The sequence below is a fragment of the Candidatus Methylomicrobium oryzae genome (assembly GCF_016745425.1).
GTDB lineage: Bacteria > Pseudomonadota > Gammaproteobacteria > Methylococcales > Methylomonadaceae > Methylomicrobium > Methylomicrobium oryzae.
The window spans coordinates 254,867-271,652 of record NZ_JAERVK010000005.1 but is presented as its reverse complement, the minus strand read 5'-3'; the positions used below and the strand labels follow the sequence as shown (position 1 = coordinate 271,652).

The following is a 16,786-nucleotide window of genomic DNA, read 5'->3' as shown; positions in this document are numbered from 1 at the left end:
AATTTTTATGTGGCCCTATAGTTTATTTAGCGGCTCATGCTTCTCTCGCGCGCCTCTCCGTCCGGAACCTGTGTGCCGACATAACCGCCTACCGCGGCCGCGATGGCGCTCACCAGGATTACCAGGAAACCCCACAAGGCCGACCATGCCACCGCTTTCGCGGCCTGATCGGCGGCTTCCCGCACTTTTTGCTCGGCCTGTGCGTAGGTTCTTTCCCATCGATTTACCCGATTGGTTGCCTCGTCGATGCTCAACCCGGTCCGCGCGGTCAGCAGATTGATCAGCGCGGTGCGATTGATTTCCTTAGCATTCCTGTCTTCCGCCGTCAGAAACCGTTCCAGCGCCATGCTGAATTCCGGATCCATGATGGCCGACCGAGGTTCTACACCTGGTCTTGGCTGGCGCAATAACAGCCCCTCGGCATCTTTTCTGATCTCGTCCCCCGAGACGACCGTTACCGCTTTTTCCGCCACGCTGCGCGTGCCTGCGTTTAACATATTGCCGGTGCCGCTCGCTATCGAACCGATCGCGCTACCCAGAAAATAGATTGTGATCAGGGTGCCCAGCGCCCAGACGAGCAGCCCGTGCAAGACCCCGTCCAGATGACGCAGGTATCCCGAAAACTGCGCCGCCACCCAACCGCCGATAAACAGCGAAAGAAAACTCGATACGACCCACCATAAGCCGGCGCCGATGCTGAATTCGCTCACAGTCGGCGTATCTTGGGCGCGCAACGGGTCGATCATGCTCATCCCGATCCCGGTGCCCAGCGTGCTCAGCAGCATCTGAACACCCAAAGCGACAACCACGCCGGCAAACACCGACGTCCAGGATATCCCTTTTATCCACCGCATCCGCCTTGATCTCTGGGGGGAAATGCCGGAGCCGATATGCGGTTTGTGCGTTTCTTCATAAGGTAAATTGCTCATAGCTATATTCTCCACAACCGGTTAAAAGAAACTGATGAACACCTACTCGGGCAATAAGCCGACAACCCAAAATCGAATAGCTGCTCAGCGTGCATTTGTTCGGTCTCTATATCAATAGATGCGCGAAAGATTACCGGTTTAAAGCCGCCCCGTCGGTACGCTTAAGCACATAAACCGGCTATGGCCGGCGGATTCTTCCTGCTCGAAATGAATTTTTAAAGTGCGGCACCGTACCGATTTTTTCCGGCGTTGCAGTTATTTTTCCGCCTAGGGTTCTGGACGAAATATTCCAGTTAGTTTTGATTTATTTTATTGAGGACATGACTATGAGTTATGTAGATCGCGACACTTACGGCATATATAAGAACCGGCTCAGCGATGAAGGTCCGGGTCCGCGCCTGATGGGGGCGGACACGCTGCTTGGCAATGATGTCTACAACAGCAAGGAAGAGGATCTCGGAGATATCAAGGAAATCATGCTGGACATGACTACCGGCAAAGTCGCTTATGCGGTCTTGTCTTTCGGAGGCATTCTGTCGCTCGGCGAAAAATTGTTTGCCGTACCGTGGAATGCCTTGAAACTCGATACGAAAAACAAACGTTTTACTTTGGACGTCGACAAGGAACGCCTGGAAAGCGCCCCGGGATTCGACCCCGACCGCTGGCCGGATATGGCCGACGAAACCTGGGCCAATGAAGTGCATTCCTTCTACGGAACGCAACCGTATACCCACGAAACCGGCACAACCCGTCACTAATCCACGGATTTTTTAACCGCGCTGCTTCGGCAGCGCGGTTTCGTTTTGGGCTTGCGCGGCCCATTTCTTTCGGCAAAAGGAGATTCCTGATGAATATCAAAATGATCAATGTACTGTCCGGCGTCATGCTGGGTTTGGGCGCCATTACCGTCTATGCGGAAGAAAACCACCTTCAGCAAGCTGTCGAGCATACGATGATGGCCGCCAAACAAACGGATGGCAAGGCAATCGCCCAACACGCTCAAGAAGCGTTAACACATGCAGCAACTGCCGATCAGCACCTGGATGCGGGCATCAAGAGCCTGCAGGAAGCGGTTAATCAAGGCAATCAAAACAACGGCAGCGCCGCTCAAAAAGCCGCTCAGGAAGCCAGCCAACATCTAACGGCAGCCCAATAGCGCTTTACTCGACGCATCCCCGGAAAAAGAACGGCGGCAGTCACAGATCGATGATCGCCGTTCTTTGCATTTTATCTCAAGAATTTCTCTGGCTTGCCCCGTTTTATCGGGAAGCGAAAGCCGATTTTCCACTTTTGGACAGTTCCACCCCCGCTTTCGGTTTTCCGGCAGCAGCCGGTTCCGTTTTCGGCTTCGTCTCTTCTTCGGCCGGATGGAAAGTTTCCAGGATCCAGGTGGGCGGCAACGCGTGAAACAGCGTGATCAGCAAACTGCCGAAGTCCAGCGCTTCCTTCAAAGGCGTCGCTTCGGCACGCGAAAGCGAGACGCCATCGACCTCCCTGTCGGCGGCAGCGTGTTCCGGTTTGGACGGACGCTTGGTCAGTTCGCCGACAATAAAGCCCAGCTCGCTCGCCAGTAACAGCGTAGTGGGCGACGCCAGCTCACGCCTCAGGTCCTTGATCAATGCGTCCGTGTGAATATGCGTACTCAACTGCCGGTTCCACAACCGGCGTTCGGTTTCCTCAATCTTAGCGGTCAGCGTACCGTTGTCCTCTTTGCGGTGATTATTATTCTGGTCCGTCATTTTTTACTCCTTATCTTGAAAGCTATTAATCGTCTCCGGAAAGAGCAGATCACGGCTTTTGCGCCGCACGAACCAGAACAGAAGCAATGCAGCCACCAAATTGGCTCCGGCAATCGATAAAATGGCTTCGATATCGCCCATGACATGGCTTTGCATCAGGGCCAGTGCAGCAGCGGCCATCAGCCCGCCCCACACGCTGATCAGCAGGACCGCCATCACCACGCCCGCCGCCAGCATAACGGCCAAACTGGCGCCGGCCCGCCTCGCTTCGAGTGCGGCAAGCTGCAAATGATCATGCGTCAGTCCGCGCAGATCAAGCCATAACAGTTGAAGGTCTTCCAGCAAGTCGGCATGCCGTTCCTCCGGCTCGGCGGGAACGGCGGAAAAACGGACCGATCTGTCTTCATGGGGACGAATCGCCATTTATCTTCTCCGGTACTCGCAGGTATGCGTCATCCGGCTCAAAAGATAACCGGCCGCCAATGCGATGCTGATCGAGGTGATCGGATGATTGCGGATGCAGTCGCGGCATTGCTTCATGAACTGCTCTTCCATATCCATTAATTGTTCGCCCTTTTCGCCAAGCGCTTCGGCCGCTTGGCGGGTGGCGTCTGCAATTCTTTCGCCAGCTTCTTCTGCCGCACTCGACAGTTTGTCCATGTTTGCCATAACAGTTACCTCCGTTGAATATTAAAAAATAGACATTTTGGCGGAACCGAATCCGGTACGAAACAGTGTCCGGCAGCCGGATTTACCGGCCTTTTTCCCGGCTTTTTTCCATCACCAGATTGCCATATTCGTGTTCTTCCAGGCGTCCCGTCTTGCCGGCATCCACCTCATCGAAGCGCTTGAGCAGATAAGGATAGCCCTGCAGTTCTTCCTTGCTCACGTAATGGTCGCCGTTTTTATCCGCTTCCCGAAAGCTGGGCGCCGGCTGCATGGCTTCGCCTTGTTGCTGCCTAACGTCGCCCGGCACAGTCTCTGCGCCGCGCGAATGCGAAGGTTGAGCGATGCCGGCCAGCATGACGCCGAACACGAACGGCACCCATCCTTTTTTCCGGAAAAAAGTGAAAGTCTTCATTACGATTACCTCTAACTCTGGAGCAGCCGGTTGAGAACACGGATATTCTCTTGCTGGGAATTCATAAACTTCGACTTGATCAGGTCGCTCACTTCGGGAGGCACGTCGGGATCCTCCGCTGCGTCCTGATAGTCGTCCAGACCGCTCTTTTCCCCGGCCAAAAGCGCATTCAGCATCGCATCCTTGCCGATCAACTTGGCACCGCCCATCAGCGCTTCGGACCAGGATCCCCATAAGCCGGAGCCGCTGGGAGGCATACCGCCCAACTGCTGAATTTTTTCCTGTAGCTCGGAAACTGCCTCGGTATGTTCTTCATAAATCGGCTGCAGCGAATTGAGTTCGTTGCCTTGGGCCTCTTCTTCGAACTTTTCCAGGGCTTGATGATAGGTTTCCGCCGCGGCCATTTCGTTCTTCAGCAATTTCTCGATTTTGTTGATATTCAGCATCTGAACCTCCTCTTAAGGTTAGACAACACCACGAAATTTCAATAATGTCTGGGCTCGGAGGGGCCGGGCGAAGAATAACGCTTAGGTTCAGCTTCACCGGTCGAGGAAATATCTTCAGCATTCGCGCGCTCGAAAATATCTTCCACTTTCGATCGGGCTTCCGAAGTCTCGGTATGGACGGAAATCAAGGCATTGCCACCCTGAATTCGGCTTTCATAGCGTTTGGCCTCGTATTCGGGGATCCCCAAGCCCACCAATGCGCCGGTCAGACCGCCCGCGGCGGCTCCCACCCCGGCACCGCCCAGCGCCGCCATGATAGGCCCGGCCGCGACGAAGGGGCCCAGGCCCGGTATGGCCAGGGTACCGATACCCGCCAGCCAGCCCAGCACCGCGCCGGTACCGATGCCTATCGTGCCGCCGATCGCAGTGCCTTCGGGCGATTTAGTATGCTTTTCATGACCCGCTTCGTGTTCGCTGGTCTTGTCCGGCAACAGCACAGAAATATCGTTATTGGAAAAGCCCGCCGCTTTCAGTTCGCTGACGATGCGCTCCACTTGGTCGTTCGTTTGAGTAATGCAAAAAACTGCTTTCTTCATGACGTTCTCCTGCAATCGATTAGGGCGCCCGGACTTCCAGCTGATTGTCAACCTGATTTACGCCGGGCGTTTTCTGGGCGATGTCCTGCAGTTGGTTTTTTTCGGATTCGCTGTTGACAGGTCCCCGCAATGTGACCGTACCGTTACGCGTAATGACTTTCGCATTATGCGCATTGACCGACAACGATTCGTCACCGGTAATCGCTTTGCGGACATCGGCAGTGATCCTCAGGTCGCCCTCATTCTGAAGCTGATCTTCCGGCGTCAAGGTTGCATTGCCTTTATCGCGCACATTGCGCTCGGTATTTTCTACCGGACTACCGGCCGTTTTACCTGCGGCTCCGGCCCAATCCATGGTCAACATTAAACCGGCAGCCAACGCGATGGCCAGTTTTGAATATCTTTTTGACATAGGGTTTCTCCTTAAATTAAGCAATGGAATAAACGCCCCGTTTCCGCGTTCCAGACAGCCTCGGCTCAATCAAGCCGCGTCCTGCTCACCTCACGGAAAAAACACCGGCACTTCCGCTCGTTTGCACCACCCCGTAAAACACGGTTTGTACTGCGCTTTCACGCTGAGCCAGCAATTGGCCGCTCATCGGAACGCAACACGAGCGGAATGGAAATAAGGAGCCCCGCATAGCAGTACGATAAAGGCCGGAGAATTGATGAAGTGATGCCCGAAAGGAAAGCGCAGGCCTGATTCAGCGATGCCCCATCAGGCGGCTCAAAATAAACCCGCTGCCCACGGCGATGCCCAGCGAGGTCACCGGATTTTCGCGGACATATTCGCGTATCTGCTCCTGCAGCCGCTCCTGAGCGTCCCTGACCTGTCCGCTTTTTTCGTTGATGGTGTCCGCCGCCCTGAGCGTCATGTCGGCCGCTTTTTCTACAGCTTCATGCGCGCCTGCTTTGACGCGTTCCACGGTTTCATTGGTAGCTGCTGTTCTGGTCGGTTCCATAATAAACTCCTGGTATTGATTGGGTTATTAAAGATCATAAAGATCTAACCAAAAATGCCGTCCTTGACGGCACCGGTTATTGATTACGCTTCCGAATGGCAAAACCCTCTCGGAAACCGTTGAATAAAAATCAATGGAAAATCAGATAAATGATGATCAGTAAAGACACCGGCACGCCAAGTAGCCATGCAAGTACATATCTGCCCATAGTGTTTCTCCTCTGAAATGGTGAGATGCCGTCGTTCCGTTTACCGTAACCGCCGGCTACAGGCCAAAGGGAATTCGATTAGCGAGATGCCATCCTCCATGCGTTGCCGCTGACTGGAGTTGCCCTAACTATGATGCATCTTGAGTGTCATCATAAAAACAAATCGTCACCGAGTCGGTTCGATAGCCCACAAAAAAAGCTGTCCCGTGGAAGGAAGAGCATTGCCCGCAGGTGCAGGAGCCGCGAAAAATGCTAAAAGCCGCGATAGCTGATCCGGTATATCGCACCTCGCTCGTCGTCGGAAACCAGCAGGGAGCCGTCCGGCGCGACAATCACATCCACCGGACGCCCCCATGCCGAATTTCCCTGCAGCCAGCCTTCCGCGAACGGTTCGTAATTCACGGCCCGATTGCCGGCGAGCGTGACTGTCGTGATCTTGTAACCCGACTTCGGGCTGCGATTCCACGAACCGTGCTCGGCGATGAATATCCGGTTCCGGTAAGAGGCCGGAAACTGTTGCCCGGTATAGAACCGCATACCGAGCGCGGCGACGTGGGGTCCCAGATTTTGCGCGGGCGCGGCAAAATCATTGCAATGACTGCGCAGGCCGAATACCGGATCGGGCAATTCGCCGGCATGACAGTAGGGATAACCGAAATGCATCCCGGCCGATGGCGCATGGTTCAACTCGTCGGGCGGCACGTCGTTGCCCAGGAGATCGCGGCCGTTATCGGTAAACCATAATTCGTGTGTCTTGGGATGCCAGTCATAGCCGACCGAATTGCGTATCCCGCGAGCGAACACCTCGGACTTGCCTTTCCCGTTGAGGCGAATAATCACACCGTAGCGGTCGAGCTCGGGCATGCAGATATTGCACGGCACCCCGATCGATACGTAGAGCTTCCCGTCGGGCCCGAAATGAATCACGCGCAGACCGTGGTGGGCATATTTGAGACCGAGCTCGTGAACCACGGCCGGTGCCGGCGGACGGTCAAGCCGGTTTTCGATATCGTCGAAGCGGAGTATCCGGCTGCGCTCCGCCACATACAGCGCGCCATCCCTGAAAGCGATGCCATGAGGATTCTGCAGGCCCTCGGCAATCACGAACACGTTCCCTTCGCCGTCTTTGGCGCCCAGATGCGCCGGAACGGCGTAGATCTTGCCTTCCTTGTCGGTACCGACAAATAAGGTGCCTTTGTCGCCAAACACCAGTGTACGGGCGCCGGGCACATTATCCTCGTAAAGCGCGATCGAGAAACCTGTCGGCAACGTGATCCGGTCCAGCTGCATGCCGGGAATGAAGGAACAGGAGCCGAGCGAAATCAATAACCCGAACATGCAGGTACTCGCAAACAGGTACCGGGCTTCTCTAAGGCCAATTATGTCCCGAACGCACCGCCTTATTACCATTACCGGCCCCGCACTTCGATCGCGTTAACCACCGATTCCACGCCGCTGACCTGTTCGGTGATATCTTCCGCACGCTGCTTTTGCTTCGATGAAGCAAGCATGCCGCTGAGGCGGACATCCCCGAGATAGGCTTCAATCTCGACCGGCGCATGCCGGGTATCAGAATCGGCGAGCAGAGCGCCTTTGATCTCGGCGATCAGTTCCTGATCCTTCTGATACTCCTGTTCCTGAAAATACAGTCGGATCAGTTCGCCGTACCCGCAGCCGGAAAGTTGGGCCGTAAAAGCCGACAGCCCGATTATCGCGGGCACAGACCCGATTTTCATAAGCCGGATGCCGCCAGGCGTTCCTGAAGCAGATCGGCCAGTTCGTCGGCGTGCTCTTCCTCTACCGCGAGAATGCTTTCCATCATATTGCGGGTGGTCGGGTCGTTGTCGCCCAGATACAGGATCATCTCGCGGTAACTGTCGATCGCGATCCGCTCCGCCACCAGATCTTCCTTGATCATATCGACCAGCGAACTGCCTTCGACATATTCCGCATGGCTGCGGCGGGACAGGGTATCCGGGGAAAAATCGGGCTCGCCGCCCAACTGTACGATGCGCCGCGCGATCTGGTCGGCATGTCCCTGCTCCTCGTTGGCGTGGACAAGGAACTCCTCCGCGACGCCTTTCGATTGAAGACCTTGTGCCATGAAATAATGACGGCGGTAGCGCAGAACACAGACCAACTCCGTGGCCAGGGCTTCGTTGAGCAGTTTGACGACCGACTCCGCGTCCGCCGCATAGCCTGCGGTAACCGCACCCTGCTCAATGTGCTGGCGTGCTTGCGCACGCAAGGTTTGAACCTCGGTCAAATGATGTTGGTTGGGCATAAGGAATTCTCCGGATGGCAAATCGTAAATCGAACCGCAAGCCTTCGCGAATGCGATGGCTCGCCATCTGGCCGGCTTATCGCGCGCGGCTTTTCAGACGCATATCGTTCTTTACCGATTTGACGCCTTCGACCTGTCGCGCCACTTGAACCGCCCGTTCGATATCTTCTCGAGATTCCACAAAACCGCTGAGCTGCACATTGCCTTGATAAGTCTCGACGTTGATTTCCGCAGAATCCAGACCGGGCTCATTAAAGATGGCAGTTTTAACCTTGGTGGTGATCATGCTGTCGTCAAGGTAAGCGCCGGCGCTTTCCCTGTCCTCGCTCCGCTCCGAACGGTTACCGTCGGTCGCACAGCCGGACAGCGAAACCAGAACCAGAAGCAATACCGGATAATATTTGACTGATTTCATAACACACTCTCCTTATGAAGAACCCATTTGACTCGACTCTAAAGTATTTGGCGTCCGCTGTCGGTGCGATGCCGAACTCAAGATTTGGTCGATCGTCACTTTCCGATTCCCCCGCCGAGCGCTCGTCGTTATGAAAGTATCGGTACGCTGGGTTACAGCCCAAAAGCGGTAGGATAGGCTGTGCGTAACCTTTTCAATCCCCATGGTACGTATTCGGCAATTGCTCCTGCAGTCGAGCGTACCCTACAACTGGAAACAGTTACGGAACTTACAACATAAGGGAGTTGTTTAGCTTCTCTGCTAGAGCATTTTCATATCGCCTATAGGAAGATAATGCCGTTAAGTCAAACCGTCATCTCGGCAAGGATTGCCGAGATCCAGACTGCAGGGATGCATTAAAGCTTGCCGTCCCTGGCTTCTGGATTCCGGCAATCCCTGCCGGAATGACGAGTTTGCCCTAACTTTGCGGCATTGCTTATGACCGTACACCCAAAACGAAAATGCTCTAGCCTCTCCCGATGTATGCCCGACTTTCCGCAATTTTCCGCTGGCCGGACGGCGTCTACTTCACCGCGGATTTTGACTGGGACTTGCCAGCCCGCTTTTTCTTGGTTTTACTCGAAGCCTTGCGCGGCGGATTTTTTTTCTTGACGGGTTCGGCGGTTTCGATTTTGACCGTACTGACGCCCTGTTCCTTCATTCCAAGCTTTTTCGCCGCGGCCTTCGAGAGGTCGATTACGCGATCCTTCACATAGGGCCCTCTGTCGGTGATCTCGACTTCGACCTTTTTCTTGTTTTCGAGATTGGTCACTTCCACTTCGGTCCCCAAAGGCAACTCAGGATGGGCAGCCGTCATTTCCCGCTGATCGAAAGTCTCGCCGCTGGCCGTCTTGCGGCCATGAAAACCGGGGCCGTACCAAGAGGCCTCCCCTACTTCTTCATGAGTCTTCTGGGGCGCTGCATCCTGAGTTTTTATCTCCGCCCCAACGGCCTCGTCCCCTTCTTCTTTTCCGGAACACCCCAGCAATCCCAGACTCGCAATCAACAGAGCGCATAAGGTGCCTTGAAGGAGGACTTTTTTGATATTAAACATTTTCATCGCGAAAACTATTAAATCGAGTATTTAAGAAGCATGATTATTAAATAATTCCAAAAACAAAGTCCTTATATACTTAGATTAAAAAACAACCTCATTGATTCATTTTTCAAAAAAATTTCCTTAAATTTCTCAAATTATTTATATAAATGATTAATATAAACTATTACTCATACTAAGCAGCTTTATACATAACGCTTTATTTTTGTTTGATTTCAGCCGCAAGAAATGTGCGATACCGTACAGAACTTTTGTATCAGCCCCGTATATTTTTATTATTCTTTTTATATAAAAAGAATGGGGTAATTGGTTAGGTTTTCAACATAAATCAACCAATGATTCATTAATATTTTCGAGGATGTATATCATGCCTAGACAAAGAGAAGACACCGGCCAAGGCAAGTCAGCCCGCGGCTTTGCTTCAATGGATGAAGAAAAACAACGCGCAATTGCCAGTAAAGGCGGCCACGCCAGCCATGAGAAAGGCACCGCCCACGAGTTCACGCCGGAAGAAGCTCGGGAAGCCGGACGCAAAGGCGGCCAGGTCGCTCATGAGAGAGGCACCGCCCACGAGTTCACGCCGGAAGAAGCCCGGGAAGCCGGACGCAAAGGCGGTCAGGTCGCTCATCAGAGAGGCACTGCCCACGAGTTCACTTCAGAAGAAGCCCGGGAAGCCGGACGCAAAGGCGGTAAAGCCGCCCACGAGAAAGGCACTGCCCACGAGTTCACTTCGGAAGAAGCCCGGGAAGCCGGACGCAAAGGCGGTAAAGCTTCGCATGGTGGCGGCAGAGAAGAAGAGGGAGGAGAAGGCAAAGGAAGAGCGCATTAAATTCATTCGTTTCCGTAATAAAAACGGCTCTCTAATAACGGATCTGTTAGAGGGTCGTTTTTTAAGCTTTTCTTCGATCGGTAAATCGCTAAAGTTATCAGGCTCTCTTGGATAAACACAGCCTCGCCGCCTTCTCCCCCCAATTCCGGATCCCCTGAGTGCATCCATACCGCCGTTTACCGGAACGGGAAGCAGTCTGACGGAAGACTCTGTTTCATCGGATTTATCGGATAAGCAGAAAGCTTAGAGGCCGTTTATCCATGTGTTTTTGATCGTGGTTATTCGGGGAACCAGAAATCACGGTTCCCTTCATACCTATACCGCGCCTAAAAGCAGCATTACGAGAAAAATCACCAGTATCAGGCCGAGTATACCGCTGGGCCCATATCCCCAACTCCGGCTATAAGGCCAAACGGGAACCGCACCCAAAATGATCAAGATTAAAATGACCAGCAATATAGTACTTGTCGACATAACGATTCTCCTTGATAAAACATAAACGCTAATCCTGAAGCCGGGCTTCAGCTTGGAACCTCGACTTCGGTACCGGCATCCCCGTCTCGCGAATGCAGCGGTATTGAATCTGCGCCGCAAATGATTCAAAACCTAATCGCCGGCTCAATCCGGCTACCCGGATCGATGCCCGAAAATAGGCCCGATATATATTTAATCTACGATTAGGTTAGGGCGCTGTCTGTACCTTAAGCCACATACGGAACGGTTCCCCCACATCGGGACAGCAATCCGGCTTTGCGCCGTTTCACACCTTTTTGATGATGCTGATGGTTCCATCGTCTTCCATGTAACTCCGCTTGACCTCCTCCACACGCTCCACCCCTTGTTCCCGCAATACTCCCATTAATTCGTCTTCGGAGATCATTTGCTTTCTCAGGTTCCGCCGTTGGAGACGCCCATCCTTAATCAAGATTATCGGAGCAGGACGAAGCAGGCGCCGAAAAGGCGGGAATCGATAGCTGAGCCAATCGAGAAAATAGTCCCAAAAAGCCAGGGTAACCACAAGAACCAGCCCTTCGGTGACAGTTTTATATTCATTGGCCATCGCATTCTGTGCCGCATCGGCGATCAGCACAACGACGAGCAGATCGGAAACCCCCAATTCCCCCGACTCTCGCCGCAGCACACGGAATACAAAAAAGATAAACAGATACACAATCGTCCCGCGCAGGAATATTTCTCCGATTTGCAGAAAGGACGGGACAAAAATCGATTTCCAATCGATCCCATAAACTTCATTCATCGTCGGTCCTTAACTCTTTCCTCGCCTCTATCCCGATATTTTGCCCGGTGACCTCGCGAACATGGGATAAATCCTTAAATGAACAGGTCCAACGCTACCTCTCTTCCCCGATGCCGTTAAATTAATGGGCTGTAGGAGGGATAAGCGTAGCGCATCCACCGCAGTCGCCGGATGCACTACGCTTATCCGGCCTACGAGATCGACATTGCTGATTAAGTCCACTTCTCCTTCCTAGAGAGGGGGAGTTTCCGGGATTTAATCAGAGTTTCCTTAACGGACATCGCCCTTATTCATGAGTCAGACTGAGGATAAAACTCAATCTTACGACGCATCATTATTGGCGCAACCGATTCAAATTGCTTATTAGAGTCAAAGAAGATTTGCAAGTGCGACTTTTTATTCGCATTATTCGCAGCCGCCCGGATACGGAGGAGCCGAGAGCCAAACAATGAAGTAGAGCGAATGAAGAAGGCGCCGCTTCGCCAATCTCCGAGAACCGGCGAAGCGGACTGCGGGCTTGCGGCCTACGGACGCGAAAGCCCGGAATGTTTCGCGGTATCCCGCGAAGCGGCAGGCTCTATAACAGCGCCTTGAGCCGGTACAACGCGTCCAACGCCTGTTTCGGGCTCAGTGCGTCGGGATCGATGTCCCCGAGCAAACCGACCGCCGGGTGGCATTCCGGCGCGGAAAACAGGTCAAGCTGATCGATGCCCGATTCGGCCCGCTGCTCGATATAGGCGTTGTTTTCGAGATGCGCCAGTTTGCTTTTGGCCTTCTCGATCACCGCGCGCGGCACGCCGGCCAGCGCCGCCACCTGCAACCCGTAGCTCTGGTTGGCCGGCCCGTCCTTCACCGCATGCAAGAACACGATCCGGTCGCCGTGCTCCATCGCTTCCAAATGCACGTTACGGATCGACGGACGTTCCTCGGCCAGCGTGGTCAGTTCGAAATAATGGGTGGCGAACAGCGTGAACGCCTGCGTCACTTTCGCCAGATGGTCCGCGCAGGCCCAGGCCAGCGACAGGCCGTCGAAGGTGCTGGTGCCGCGGCCGATTTCATCCATCAGGATCAGGCTTTGCGAAGTCGCGTTGTGCAGGATATTCGCGGTTTCGGACATTTCGACCATGAACGTCGACCGACCCGAAGCAAGGTCGTCCGAGGCGCCGATCCGGGTGAAGATCTTGTCGACCGGCCCCAGCACCGCCGACTTTGCCGGCACGAAACAGCCGACATGCGCGATCAGCACGATCAGCGCGGCCTGGCGCATATAGGTCGATTTGCCGCCCATGTTCGGACCGGTGATCACCAGCATTCGCCGTTCGCCGGCCAGATCCAGATCGTTCGGCACGAAAGGCACATCGGAAACCTGTTCGACCACCGGGTGCCGGCCGGCTTCGATCCGGATGCCCGGTTCCGCCTGCAGCACCGGCCGCGACAGATTCAGCGCCTCGGCGCGCTCGGCAAAATTGGCCAGCACGTCGAGTTCGGCCAGCGCCGCCGCGCACAATTGCAGTTCGCCTAAAGAACTGGCGATCACGTCCAAGAGTTCGTCGTACAGGGCCTTCTCGAAGGCCAGCGATTTCTCGCGGGCGCTGAGCACCTTGTCTTCGAACGCCTTCAGTTCCTCGGTGATGTAACGCTCGGCGCCTTTCAGGGTCTGCTTGCGGGTGTAATGGACCGGCACCTTGTCCGCGTTCGCGTTCGAAATCTCGATGTAAAAGCCGTGCACCCGGTTGTAGTTGACTTTCAGATTACTGATTCCGGTCGCCTGCCGCTCGCGCTGCTCCATGTCGATCAGGAATTGGTCCGCGTTCTGGCTCAGGTTTCGCAACTCGTCGAGCTCTTCGTCGTAGCCGGCCGCAATCACGCCGCCGTCGCGGATCAGCATCGGCGGATTGTCGACGATCGCCTTGCCGAGCAGTTCCAGCATGGCCGGATGTTCGCCGATGTCCACGCGCAGCCCGGCCAGATGCGGATCGTCGAGCCCGTCCAGCTGTTTGTGCAGGTCCGGCAAAGCCGCCAGCGTCGAACGCAACACCAGCAAATCGCGGGGCCGGGCCGATTTCAGCGCGATCCGGGTGCTGATCCGCTCGATGTCGCCGACCTGCCGCAGCGTGTCCTGCACCGACCGGTACAAGTCGCCCTGAAGCAGGGCCTCGATGCAGGCGTAGCGCCGGTTCAGGACGAAGTGGTCCCTGAGCGGCCGGTTCAGCCAGCGCCGGAGGCAGCGGCTGCCCATCGCGGTGGCGGTCTTGTCCAGCACGCCGAGCAGCGTGTATTGCAGCTGTCCGGTCGGATGCGTGTCGATTTCGAGATTGCGTCGGCTCGACGCATCGAACTGGATGCAGTCGTCGCTGGTTTCGGTGCGGATGCCCTGGATATGCGGCAGCACATTCTGCTGCGTATCGCGGACGTACTGCAGGAGCCCGCCGGCCGCCGCGACCGCCGCAGTCAGCTCTTCGCAGCCGAAGCCTTTCAGATCGTGCGCCTTGAACTGCTTCAACACCAAGAGCCGCGCGCTTTCTACTTCGAAATGCCAGGGCGGGCGCCGGCACAGGCCGCTGCGCTGCTTCAAGGCGTCCGGCAGCGGCCAGCTTTCGCTGTACAGCAGCTCGGCAGGATTCAGGCGGCCGACCTCGCTGAGCAGATGGTCCTCCGATTCGACCTCCTGCAAGACAAAACGGCCGCTGGTCAGATCGAGGCTCGCGATCCCGTAACGCGATTGCAGCGGGCAAACTGCGACCAGCAGATTGTCTTTCCGGTCTTCGAGCAGCGCCTCGTCGGTGACCGTACCGGGCGTGATAATTCGCATGACTTTGCGTTCGACCGGACCTTTCGACGCGGCAGGATCGCCGATCTGCTCGCAAATCGCGACCGATTCGCCGATCCGGATCAGCTTCGCAATATAGCCTTCCGCCGCATGATACGGAATGCCCGCCATCGGAATCGGCTGTCCCTGCGACTGGCCGCGGGCGGTCAGCGTAATATCGAGCAGGCGCGCGGCCTTTTTCGCATCGTCGTAGAAAAGCTCGTAGAAATCCCCCATCCGGTAGAACAGCAGGGTTTCGGAATAGTCGGACTTGATGCGCAGATACTGCTGCATCATCGGAGTAGGTTCTTTTTGCTGGGCTTCTCTATTACCCTGATTTAACTCGTTTTTCATTCTCATCTTATTGATAGTAGATGTTTTTTAACATCTTTATTCGTCTCGCTTAACATCATCTGCACTTATCAAAACTTACCTACACTTTACTTTTTAGTGTAGCTTTTTATATCATTTCAAAAAAGCTATACTGAAATTTCAGGGCAACTAAAAAAGCTATACTAATATGCACTTCGACTCCCGCACAGCCAAAGCTTTGCAACCTGGACAGCATATCACCTTTACCGATTATCCCGGTCTTCGCCTCTGGGCTTCAGCTAAGTTGCGAACCTGGATTTATCGATATAGAAGCTCTGTTGATGGACGCATTCGGCAAGTCGCTATAGGTCATTGGCCGGCCATGTCCTTTCCAGCCGCTATTGTCGCTTGGGAAGCCTTGAAAAACCAGCGCGATTCAGGAAGTGATCCGGTGTTGTCCGCCAAACAGGAGAAGCTCGAGGCCAAAGCATTAATTGAGAAAGAACGAACCGAAAAGGCCGAAAGCGCGTATACGGTGCGGGTGTTGTGCGACGAGTATCTGGCTGGGCATATTTACCGGCACCGGGCAAAAAAAGGCGCCACCGAAATCACCCGAATGTTTGACACGATGCTGGGCAGCCTGGAGAAATTGCCGGCCACGGCGATAACTCGGGCAATGGCGTTTGATTTAATTCAGAGTCATGCAGCAAAATCCCCGGTACAGGCTGGGAAGCTCCGCTGCGAACTGGGGGCGGCATGGGATTATGCAATGGATGCTGGCCGGTTACCGGAAACGGCGGTGAATTGGTGGCGGTTAATTCTCAGGGGCAAGATTCGATCAAAAGGCAAGGCTATTGCGGGCGAGAAGATCGGTACTGTTAAGCGCGTGCTTTGTGAGGATGAAGTAGGCGAACTGATTGCCTGGCTGCCTAATTTTCCCCTACTGATTGCCGATGTACTGACCCTGTATTTATGGACAGCGGCACGCGGAGCCGAAATTGTCGGCATGACGGGTGCAGAAATTACCGAAGAGAATGGCCAAGTATGGTGGACAATCCCAAAATCTCGTACCAAAAACGCCAGGCATGAAGGGGCGGCCGATCAACGGGTACCCTTATATGGTCGCGGCCTGGCTGTCGTGTTGCGGCGCAAGCGGCTTTACGGCGGAGGCGTTTTATTTCCCTCAAGGCAGAAAGCCGGCCATGTCGATCAAAAAACGATTCAGCAGCAAGTCCACTATCGCCAGCCCTATTGTCCGACGCGACCTGAAATGACCCGTTCCCGCTTGACAGTGACGCACTGGGCACCGCATGATTTACGTCGCACGTCGCGAACACTGCTGGCAAAATTGGGCTGTCCGGACACCGTAGGCGAGATGATTTTGGGCCATATGCTTCCAGGGGTGGTCGGCACTTATAACCGTCACCACTATGACGGAGAAAAGCTTAAATGGCTGCTCACTCTGTCTGAGCATCTTGAATTATTGGCAAAACGTTTTGAGAATTAGGCTTTCCATTACGGCCTCCAGCCGCGGTGTTGGGTGGCGGTAAAAAATCTGATATGGGACGTGATTCCGCCCACTCCTCGATTTCGCGCAATAACCAGCATGACCGCCTTGCAGAGGCTTTGCGTGGCTTAGGAAAATCGTTCGCACGAATAAGGGACTGCACCGTAGATTCCGATAGTCCGGTAATTTCCGCAACGGCCTCAAGATCAATCATGATCGGTTTTAATACCGATTGACGTTTCTTGTTGCTCATGTTCTTTCCATCCATCGATTCTCGGGCAATAGACTCTAATTGTGCAAGTTGTGCTGTTAAGG

At 54.5% G+C, this 16,786-nt stretch carries 22 protein-coding genes; 4 read left to right on the top strand and 18 right to left on the bottom strand.

All coding sequences use genetic code 11. The features are described from left to right. Window positions 1-26 precede the first annotated feature (26 nt). The gene (locus JJL52_RS07830; RefSeq protein WP_202051836.1) at window positions 27-929 is read right to left on the bottom strand and encodes a hypothetical protein; all 903 of its coding nucleotides are present in this window, start codon (window positions 927-929) and stop codon (window positions 27-29) included. Between the two features lie 326 nt (window positions 930-1,255). Here JJL52_RS07830 and JJL52_RS07825 point away from each other — a divergent pair, with 326 nt between their 5' ends. Then, the gene (locus JJL52_RS07825) at window positions 1,256-1,687 is read left to right on the top strand and encodes a PRC-barrel domain-containing protein (RefSeq protein ID WP_202051835.1); all 432 of its coding nucleotides are present in this window, start codon (window positions 1,256-1,258) and stop codon (window positions 1,685-1,687) included. Between the two features lie 89 nt (window positions 1,688-1,776). Further along, on the top strand, window positions 1,777-2,085 hold the full coding sequence (gene smbP, locus JJL52_RS07820; protein ID WP_202051834.1) for a small metal-binding protein SmbP: 309 nt from the start codon (window positions 1,777-1,779) through the stop codon (window positions 2,083-2,085). Between the two features lie 103 nt (window positions 2,086-2,188). Here the strand turns inward: smbP and JJL52_RS07815 are convergent, their stop codons facing one another. The 13 genes from JJL52_RS07815 to JJL52_RS21545 all read right to left on the bottom strand — a co-directional run bounded on the left by JJL52_RS07815 (window position 2,189) and on the right by JJL52_RS21545 (window position 9,759). Beyond that, on the bottom strand, window positions 2,189-2,668 hold the full coding sequence (locus tag JJL52_RS07815; protein ID WP_202051833.1) for a hypothetical protein: 480 nt from the start codon (window positions 2,666-2,668) through the stop codon (window positions 2,189-2,191). A gap of 3 nt (window positions 2,669-2,671) precedes the next feature. Then, window positions 2,672-3,091, bottom strand: a complete 420-nt coding sequence (locus JJL52_RS07810) for a phage holin family protein (protein ID WP_202051832.1) — start codon at window positions 3,089-3,091, stop codon at window positions 2,672-2,674. Beyond that, a complete protein-coding gene (locus JJL52_RS07805; RefSeq protein WP_202051831.1) occupies window positions 3,092-3,337 on the bottom strand; it encodes a hypothetical protein in 246 nt (81 codons plus the stop codon). A gap of 82 nt (window positions 3,338-3,419) precedes the next feature. Further along, window positions 3,420-3,749: a hypothetical protein gene (locus JJL52_RS07800; RefSeq protein ID WP_202051830.1), complete on the bottom strand. Its 330-nt coding sequence runs from the start codon at window positions 3,747-3,749 to the stop codon at window positions 3,420-3,422. 11 nt (window positions 3,750-3,760) lie between these two features. Next, window positions 3,761-4,195: a DUF2383 domain-containing protein gene (locus tag JJL52_RS07795; RefSeq protein ID WP_202051829.1), complete on the bottom strand. Its 435-nt coding sequence runs from the start codon at window positions 4,193-4,195 to the stop codon at window positions 3,761-3,763. A 38-nt stretch (window positions 4,196-4,233) separates the two neighbouring features. After that, complete coding sequence (locus tag JJL52_RS07790; protein ID WP_202051828.1) at window positions 4,234-4,791, bottom strand: hypothetical protein; 558 nt, start codon at window positions 4,789-4,791, stop codon at window positions 4,234-4,236. A 19-nt stretch (window positions 4,792-4,810) separates the two neighbouring features. Next, window positions 4,811-5,203: a BON domain-containing protein gene (locus JJL52_RS07785; RefSeq protein ID WP_202051827.1), complete on the bottom strand. Its 393-nt coding sequence runs from the start codon at window positions 5,201-5,203 to the stop codon at window positions 4,811-4,813. Between the two features lie 292 nt (window positions 5,204-5,495). Further along, window positions 5,496-5,753 carry an ElaB/YgaM/YqjD family protein gene (locus JJL52_RS07780; protein ID WP_202051826.1) on the bottom strand — a complete coding sequence of 86 codons (258 nt, stop codon included), beginning with the start codon at window positions 5,751-5,753 and terminating at the stop codon, window positions 5,496-5,498. 460 nt (window positions 5,754-6,213) lie between these two features. Further along, window positions 6,214-7,299 carry a PQQ-dependent sugar dehydrogenase gene (locus tag JJL52_RS07775; protein WP_202051825.1) on the bottom strand — a complete coding sequence of 362 codons (1,086 nt, stop codon included), beginning with the start codon at window positions 7,297-7,299 and terminating at the stop codon, window positions 6,214-6,216. A 71-nt stretch (window positions 7,300-7,370) separates the two neighbouring features. After that, entirely contained in the window at window positions 7,371-7,697 is a 327-nt protein-coding gene (locus tag JJL52_RS07770; protein ID WP_202051824.1) for a BON domain-containing protein, read from the bottom strand. Continuing rightward, window positions 7,694-8,245 carry a ferritin-like domain-containing protein gene (locus JJL52_RS07765; protein WP_202051823.1) on the bottom strand — a complete coding sequence of 184 codons (552 nt, stop codon included), beginning with the start codon at window positions 8,243-8,245 and terminating at the stop codon, window positions 7,694-7,696. Before JJL52_RS07765 ends, JJL52_RS07770 begins: the two co-directional genes overlap by 4 nt. Window positions 8,246-8,321: 76 nt before the next feature. Continuing rightward, complete coding sequence (locus JJL52_RS07760; RefSeq protein WP_202051822.1) at window positions 8,322-8,660, bottom strand: BON domain-containing protein; 339 nt, start codon at window positions 8,658-8,660, stop codon at window positions 8,322-8,324. 562 nt (window positions 8,661-9,222) lie between these two features. Further along, complete coding sequence (locus tag JJL52_RS21545) at window positions 9,223-9,759, bottom strand: septal ring lytic transglycosylase RlpA family protein (protein ID WP_272901720.1); 537 nt, start codon at window positions 9,757-9,759, stop codon at window positions 9,223-9,225. 364 nt (window positions 9,760-10,123) lie between these two features. On the opposite strand from JJL52_RS21545, the gene JJL52_RS07750 reads away from it, so the two are divergent. Further along, entirely contained in the window at window positions 10,124-10,585 is a 462-nt protein-coding gene (locus JJL52_RS07750) for a KGG domain-containing protein (protein WP_202051821.1), read from the top strand. A gap of 315 nt (window positions 10,586-10,900) precedes the next feature. On the opposite strand, the gene JJL52_RS07745 is transcribed toward JJL52_RS07750, so the two are convergent. The 3 genes from JJL52_RS07745 to mutS all read right to left on the bottom strand — a co-directional run bounded on the left by JJL52_RS07745 (window position 10,901) and on the right by mutS (window position 15,006). After that, entirely contained in the window at window positions 10,901-11,059 is a 159-nt protein-coding gene (locus JJL52_RS07745) for a DUF3309 domain-containing protein (RefSeq protein WP_202051820.1), read from the bottom strand. 286 nt (window positions 11,060-11,345) lie between these two features. Then, on the bottom strand, window positions 11,346-11,843 hold the full coding sequence (locus tag JJL52_RS07740; protein ID WP_202051819.1) for a DUF421 domain-containing protein: 498 nt from the start codon (window positions 11,841-11,843) through the stop codon (window positions 11,346-11,348). A gap of 577 nt (window positions 11,844-12,420) precedes the next feature. Then, the gene (mutS, locus tag JJL52_RS07735) at window positions 12,421-15,006 is read right to left on the bottom strand and encodes a DNA mismatch repair protein MutS (RefSeq protein ID WP_202051818.1); all 2,586 of its coding nucleotides are present in this window, start codon (window positions 15,004-15,006) and stop codon (window positions 12,421-12,423) included. A gap of 166 nt (window positions 15,007-15,172) precedes the next feature. Between mutS and JJL52_RS07730 the strand changes: the two genes are divergently transcribed. Further along, the gene (locus JJL52_RS07730; protein WP_202051817.1) at window positions 15,173-16,471 is read left to right on the top strand and encodes a tyrosine-type recombinase/integrase; all 1,299 of its coding nucleotides are present in this window, start codon (window positions 15,173-15,175) and stop codon (window positions 16,469-16,471) included. On the opposite strand, the gene JJL52_RS21745 is transcribed toward JJL52_RS07730, so the two are convergent. Next, window positions 16,422-16,685, bottom strand: a complete 264-nt coding sequence (locus tag JJL52_RS21745; protein ID WP_436231514.1) for a helix-turn-helix transcriptional regulator — start codon at window positions 16,683-16,685, stop codon at window positions 16,422-16,424. The two genes, JJL52_RS07730 and JJL52_RS21745, sit on opposite strands and share 50 nt — an antisense overlap. Window positions 16,686-16,786: the final 101 nt, after the last annotated feature.

Coding starts and splice junctions, on each gene's coding strand:
- JJL52_RS07775 (WP_202051825.1), bottom strand. CDS start 7,299: ATGTTCGGGTTATTGATTTCGCTCGGCTCCTGTTCCTTCATTCCCGGC.
- JJL52_RS21745 (WP_436231514.1), bottom strand. CDS start 16,685: ATGATTGATCTTGAGGCCGTTGCGGAAATTACCGGACTATCGGAATCT.
- JJL52_RS07825 (WP_202051835.1), top strand. CDS start 1,256: ATGAGTTATGTAGATCGCGACACTTACGGCATATATAAGAACCGGCTC.
- JJL52_RS07790 (WP_202051828.1), bottom strand. CDS start 4,791: ATGAAGAAAGCAGTTTTTTGCATTACTCAAACGAACGACCAAGTGGAG.
- JJL52_RS07795 (WP_202051829.1), bottom strand. CDS start 4,195: ATGCTGAATATCAACAAAATCGAGAAATTGCTGAAGAACGAAATGGCC.
- JJL52_RS07780 (WP_202051826.1), bottom strand. CDS start 5,753: ATGGAACCGACCAGAACAGCAGCTACCAATGAAACCGTGGAACGCGTC.
- JJL52_RS07800 (WP_202051830.1), bottom strand. CDS start 3,749: ATGAAGACTTTCACTTTTTTCCGGAAAAAAGGATGGGTGCCGTTCGTG.
- JJL52_RS07830 (WP_202051836.1), bottom strand. CDS start 929: ATGAGCAATTTACCTTATGAAGAAACGCACAAACCGCATATCGGCTCC.
- JJL52_RS07740 (WP_202051819.1), bottom strand. CDS start 11,843: ATGAATGAAGTTTATGGGATCGATTGGAAATCGATTTTTGTCCCGTCC.
- JJL52_RS07815 (WP_202051833.1), bottom strand. CDS start 2,668: ATGACGGACCAGAATAATAATCACCGCAAAGAGGACAACGGTACGCTG.
- JJL52_RS07750 (WP_202051821.1), top strand. CDS start 10,124: ATGCCTAGACAAAGAGAAGACACCGGCCAAGGCAAGTCAGCCCGCGGC.
- JJL52_RS07810 (WP_202051832.1), bottom strand. CDS start 3,091: ATGGCGATTCGTCCCCATGAAGACAGATCGGTCCGTTTTTCCGCCGTT.
- smbP (WP_202051834.1), top strand. CDS start 1,777: ATGAATATCAAAATGATCAATGTACTGTCCGGCGTCATGCTGGGTTTG.
- JJL52_RS07745 (WP_202051820.1), bottom strand. CDS start 11,059: ATGTCGACAAGTACTATATTGCTGGTCATTTTAATCTTGATCATTTTG.
- JJL52_RS07770 (WP_202051824.1), bottom strand. CDS start 7,697: ATGAAAATCGGGTCTGTGCCCGCGATAATCGGGCTGTCGGCTTTTACG.
- JJL52_RS07765 (WP_202051823.1), bottom strand. CDS start 8,245: ATGCCCAACCAACATCATTTGACCGAGGTTCAAACCTTGCGTGCGCAA.
- JJL52_RS21545 (WP_272901720.1), bottom strand. CDS start 9,759: ATGAAAATGTTTAATATCAAAAAAGTCCTCCTTCAAGGCACCTTATGC.
- mutS (WP_202051818.1), bottom strand. CDS start 15,006: ATGAAAAACGAGTTAAATCAGGGTAATAGAGAAGCCCAGCAAAAAGAA.
- JJL52_RS07805 (WP_202051831.1), bottom strand. CDS start 3,337: ATGGCAAACATGGACAAACTGTCGAGTGCGGCAGAAGAAGCTGGCGAA.
- JJL52_RS07760 (WP_202051822.1), bottom strand. CDS start 8,660: ATGAAATCAGTCAAATATTATCCGGTATTGCTTCTGGTTCTGGTTTCG.
- JJL52_RS07730 (WP_202051817.1), top strand. CDS start 15,173: ATGCACTTCGACTCCCGCACAGCCAAAGCTTTGCAACCTGGACAGCAT.
- JJL52_RS07785 (WP_202051827.1), bottom strand. CDS start 5,203: ATGTCAAAAAGATATTCAAAACTGGCCATCGCGTTGGCTGCCGGTTTA.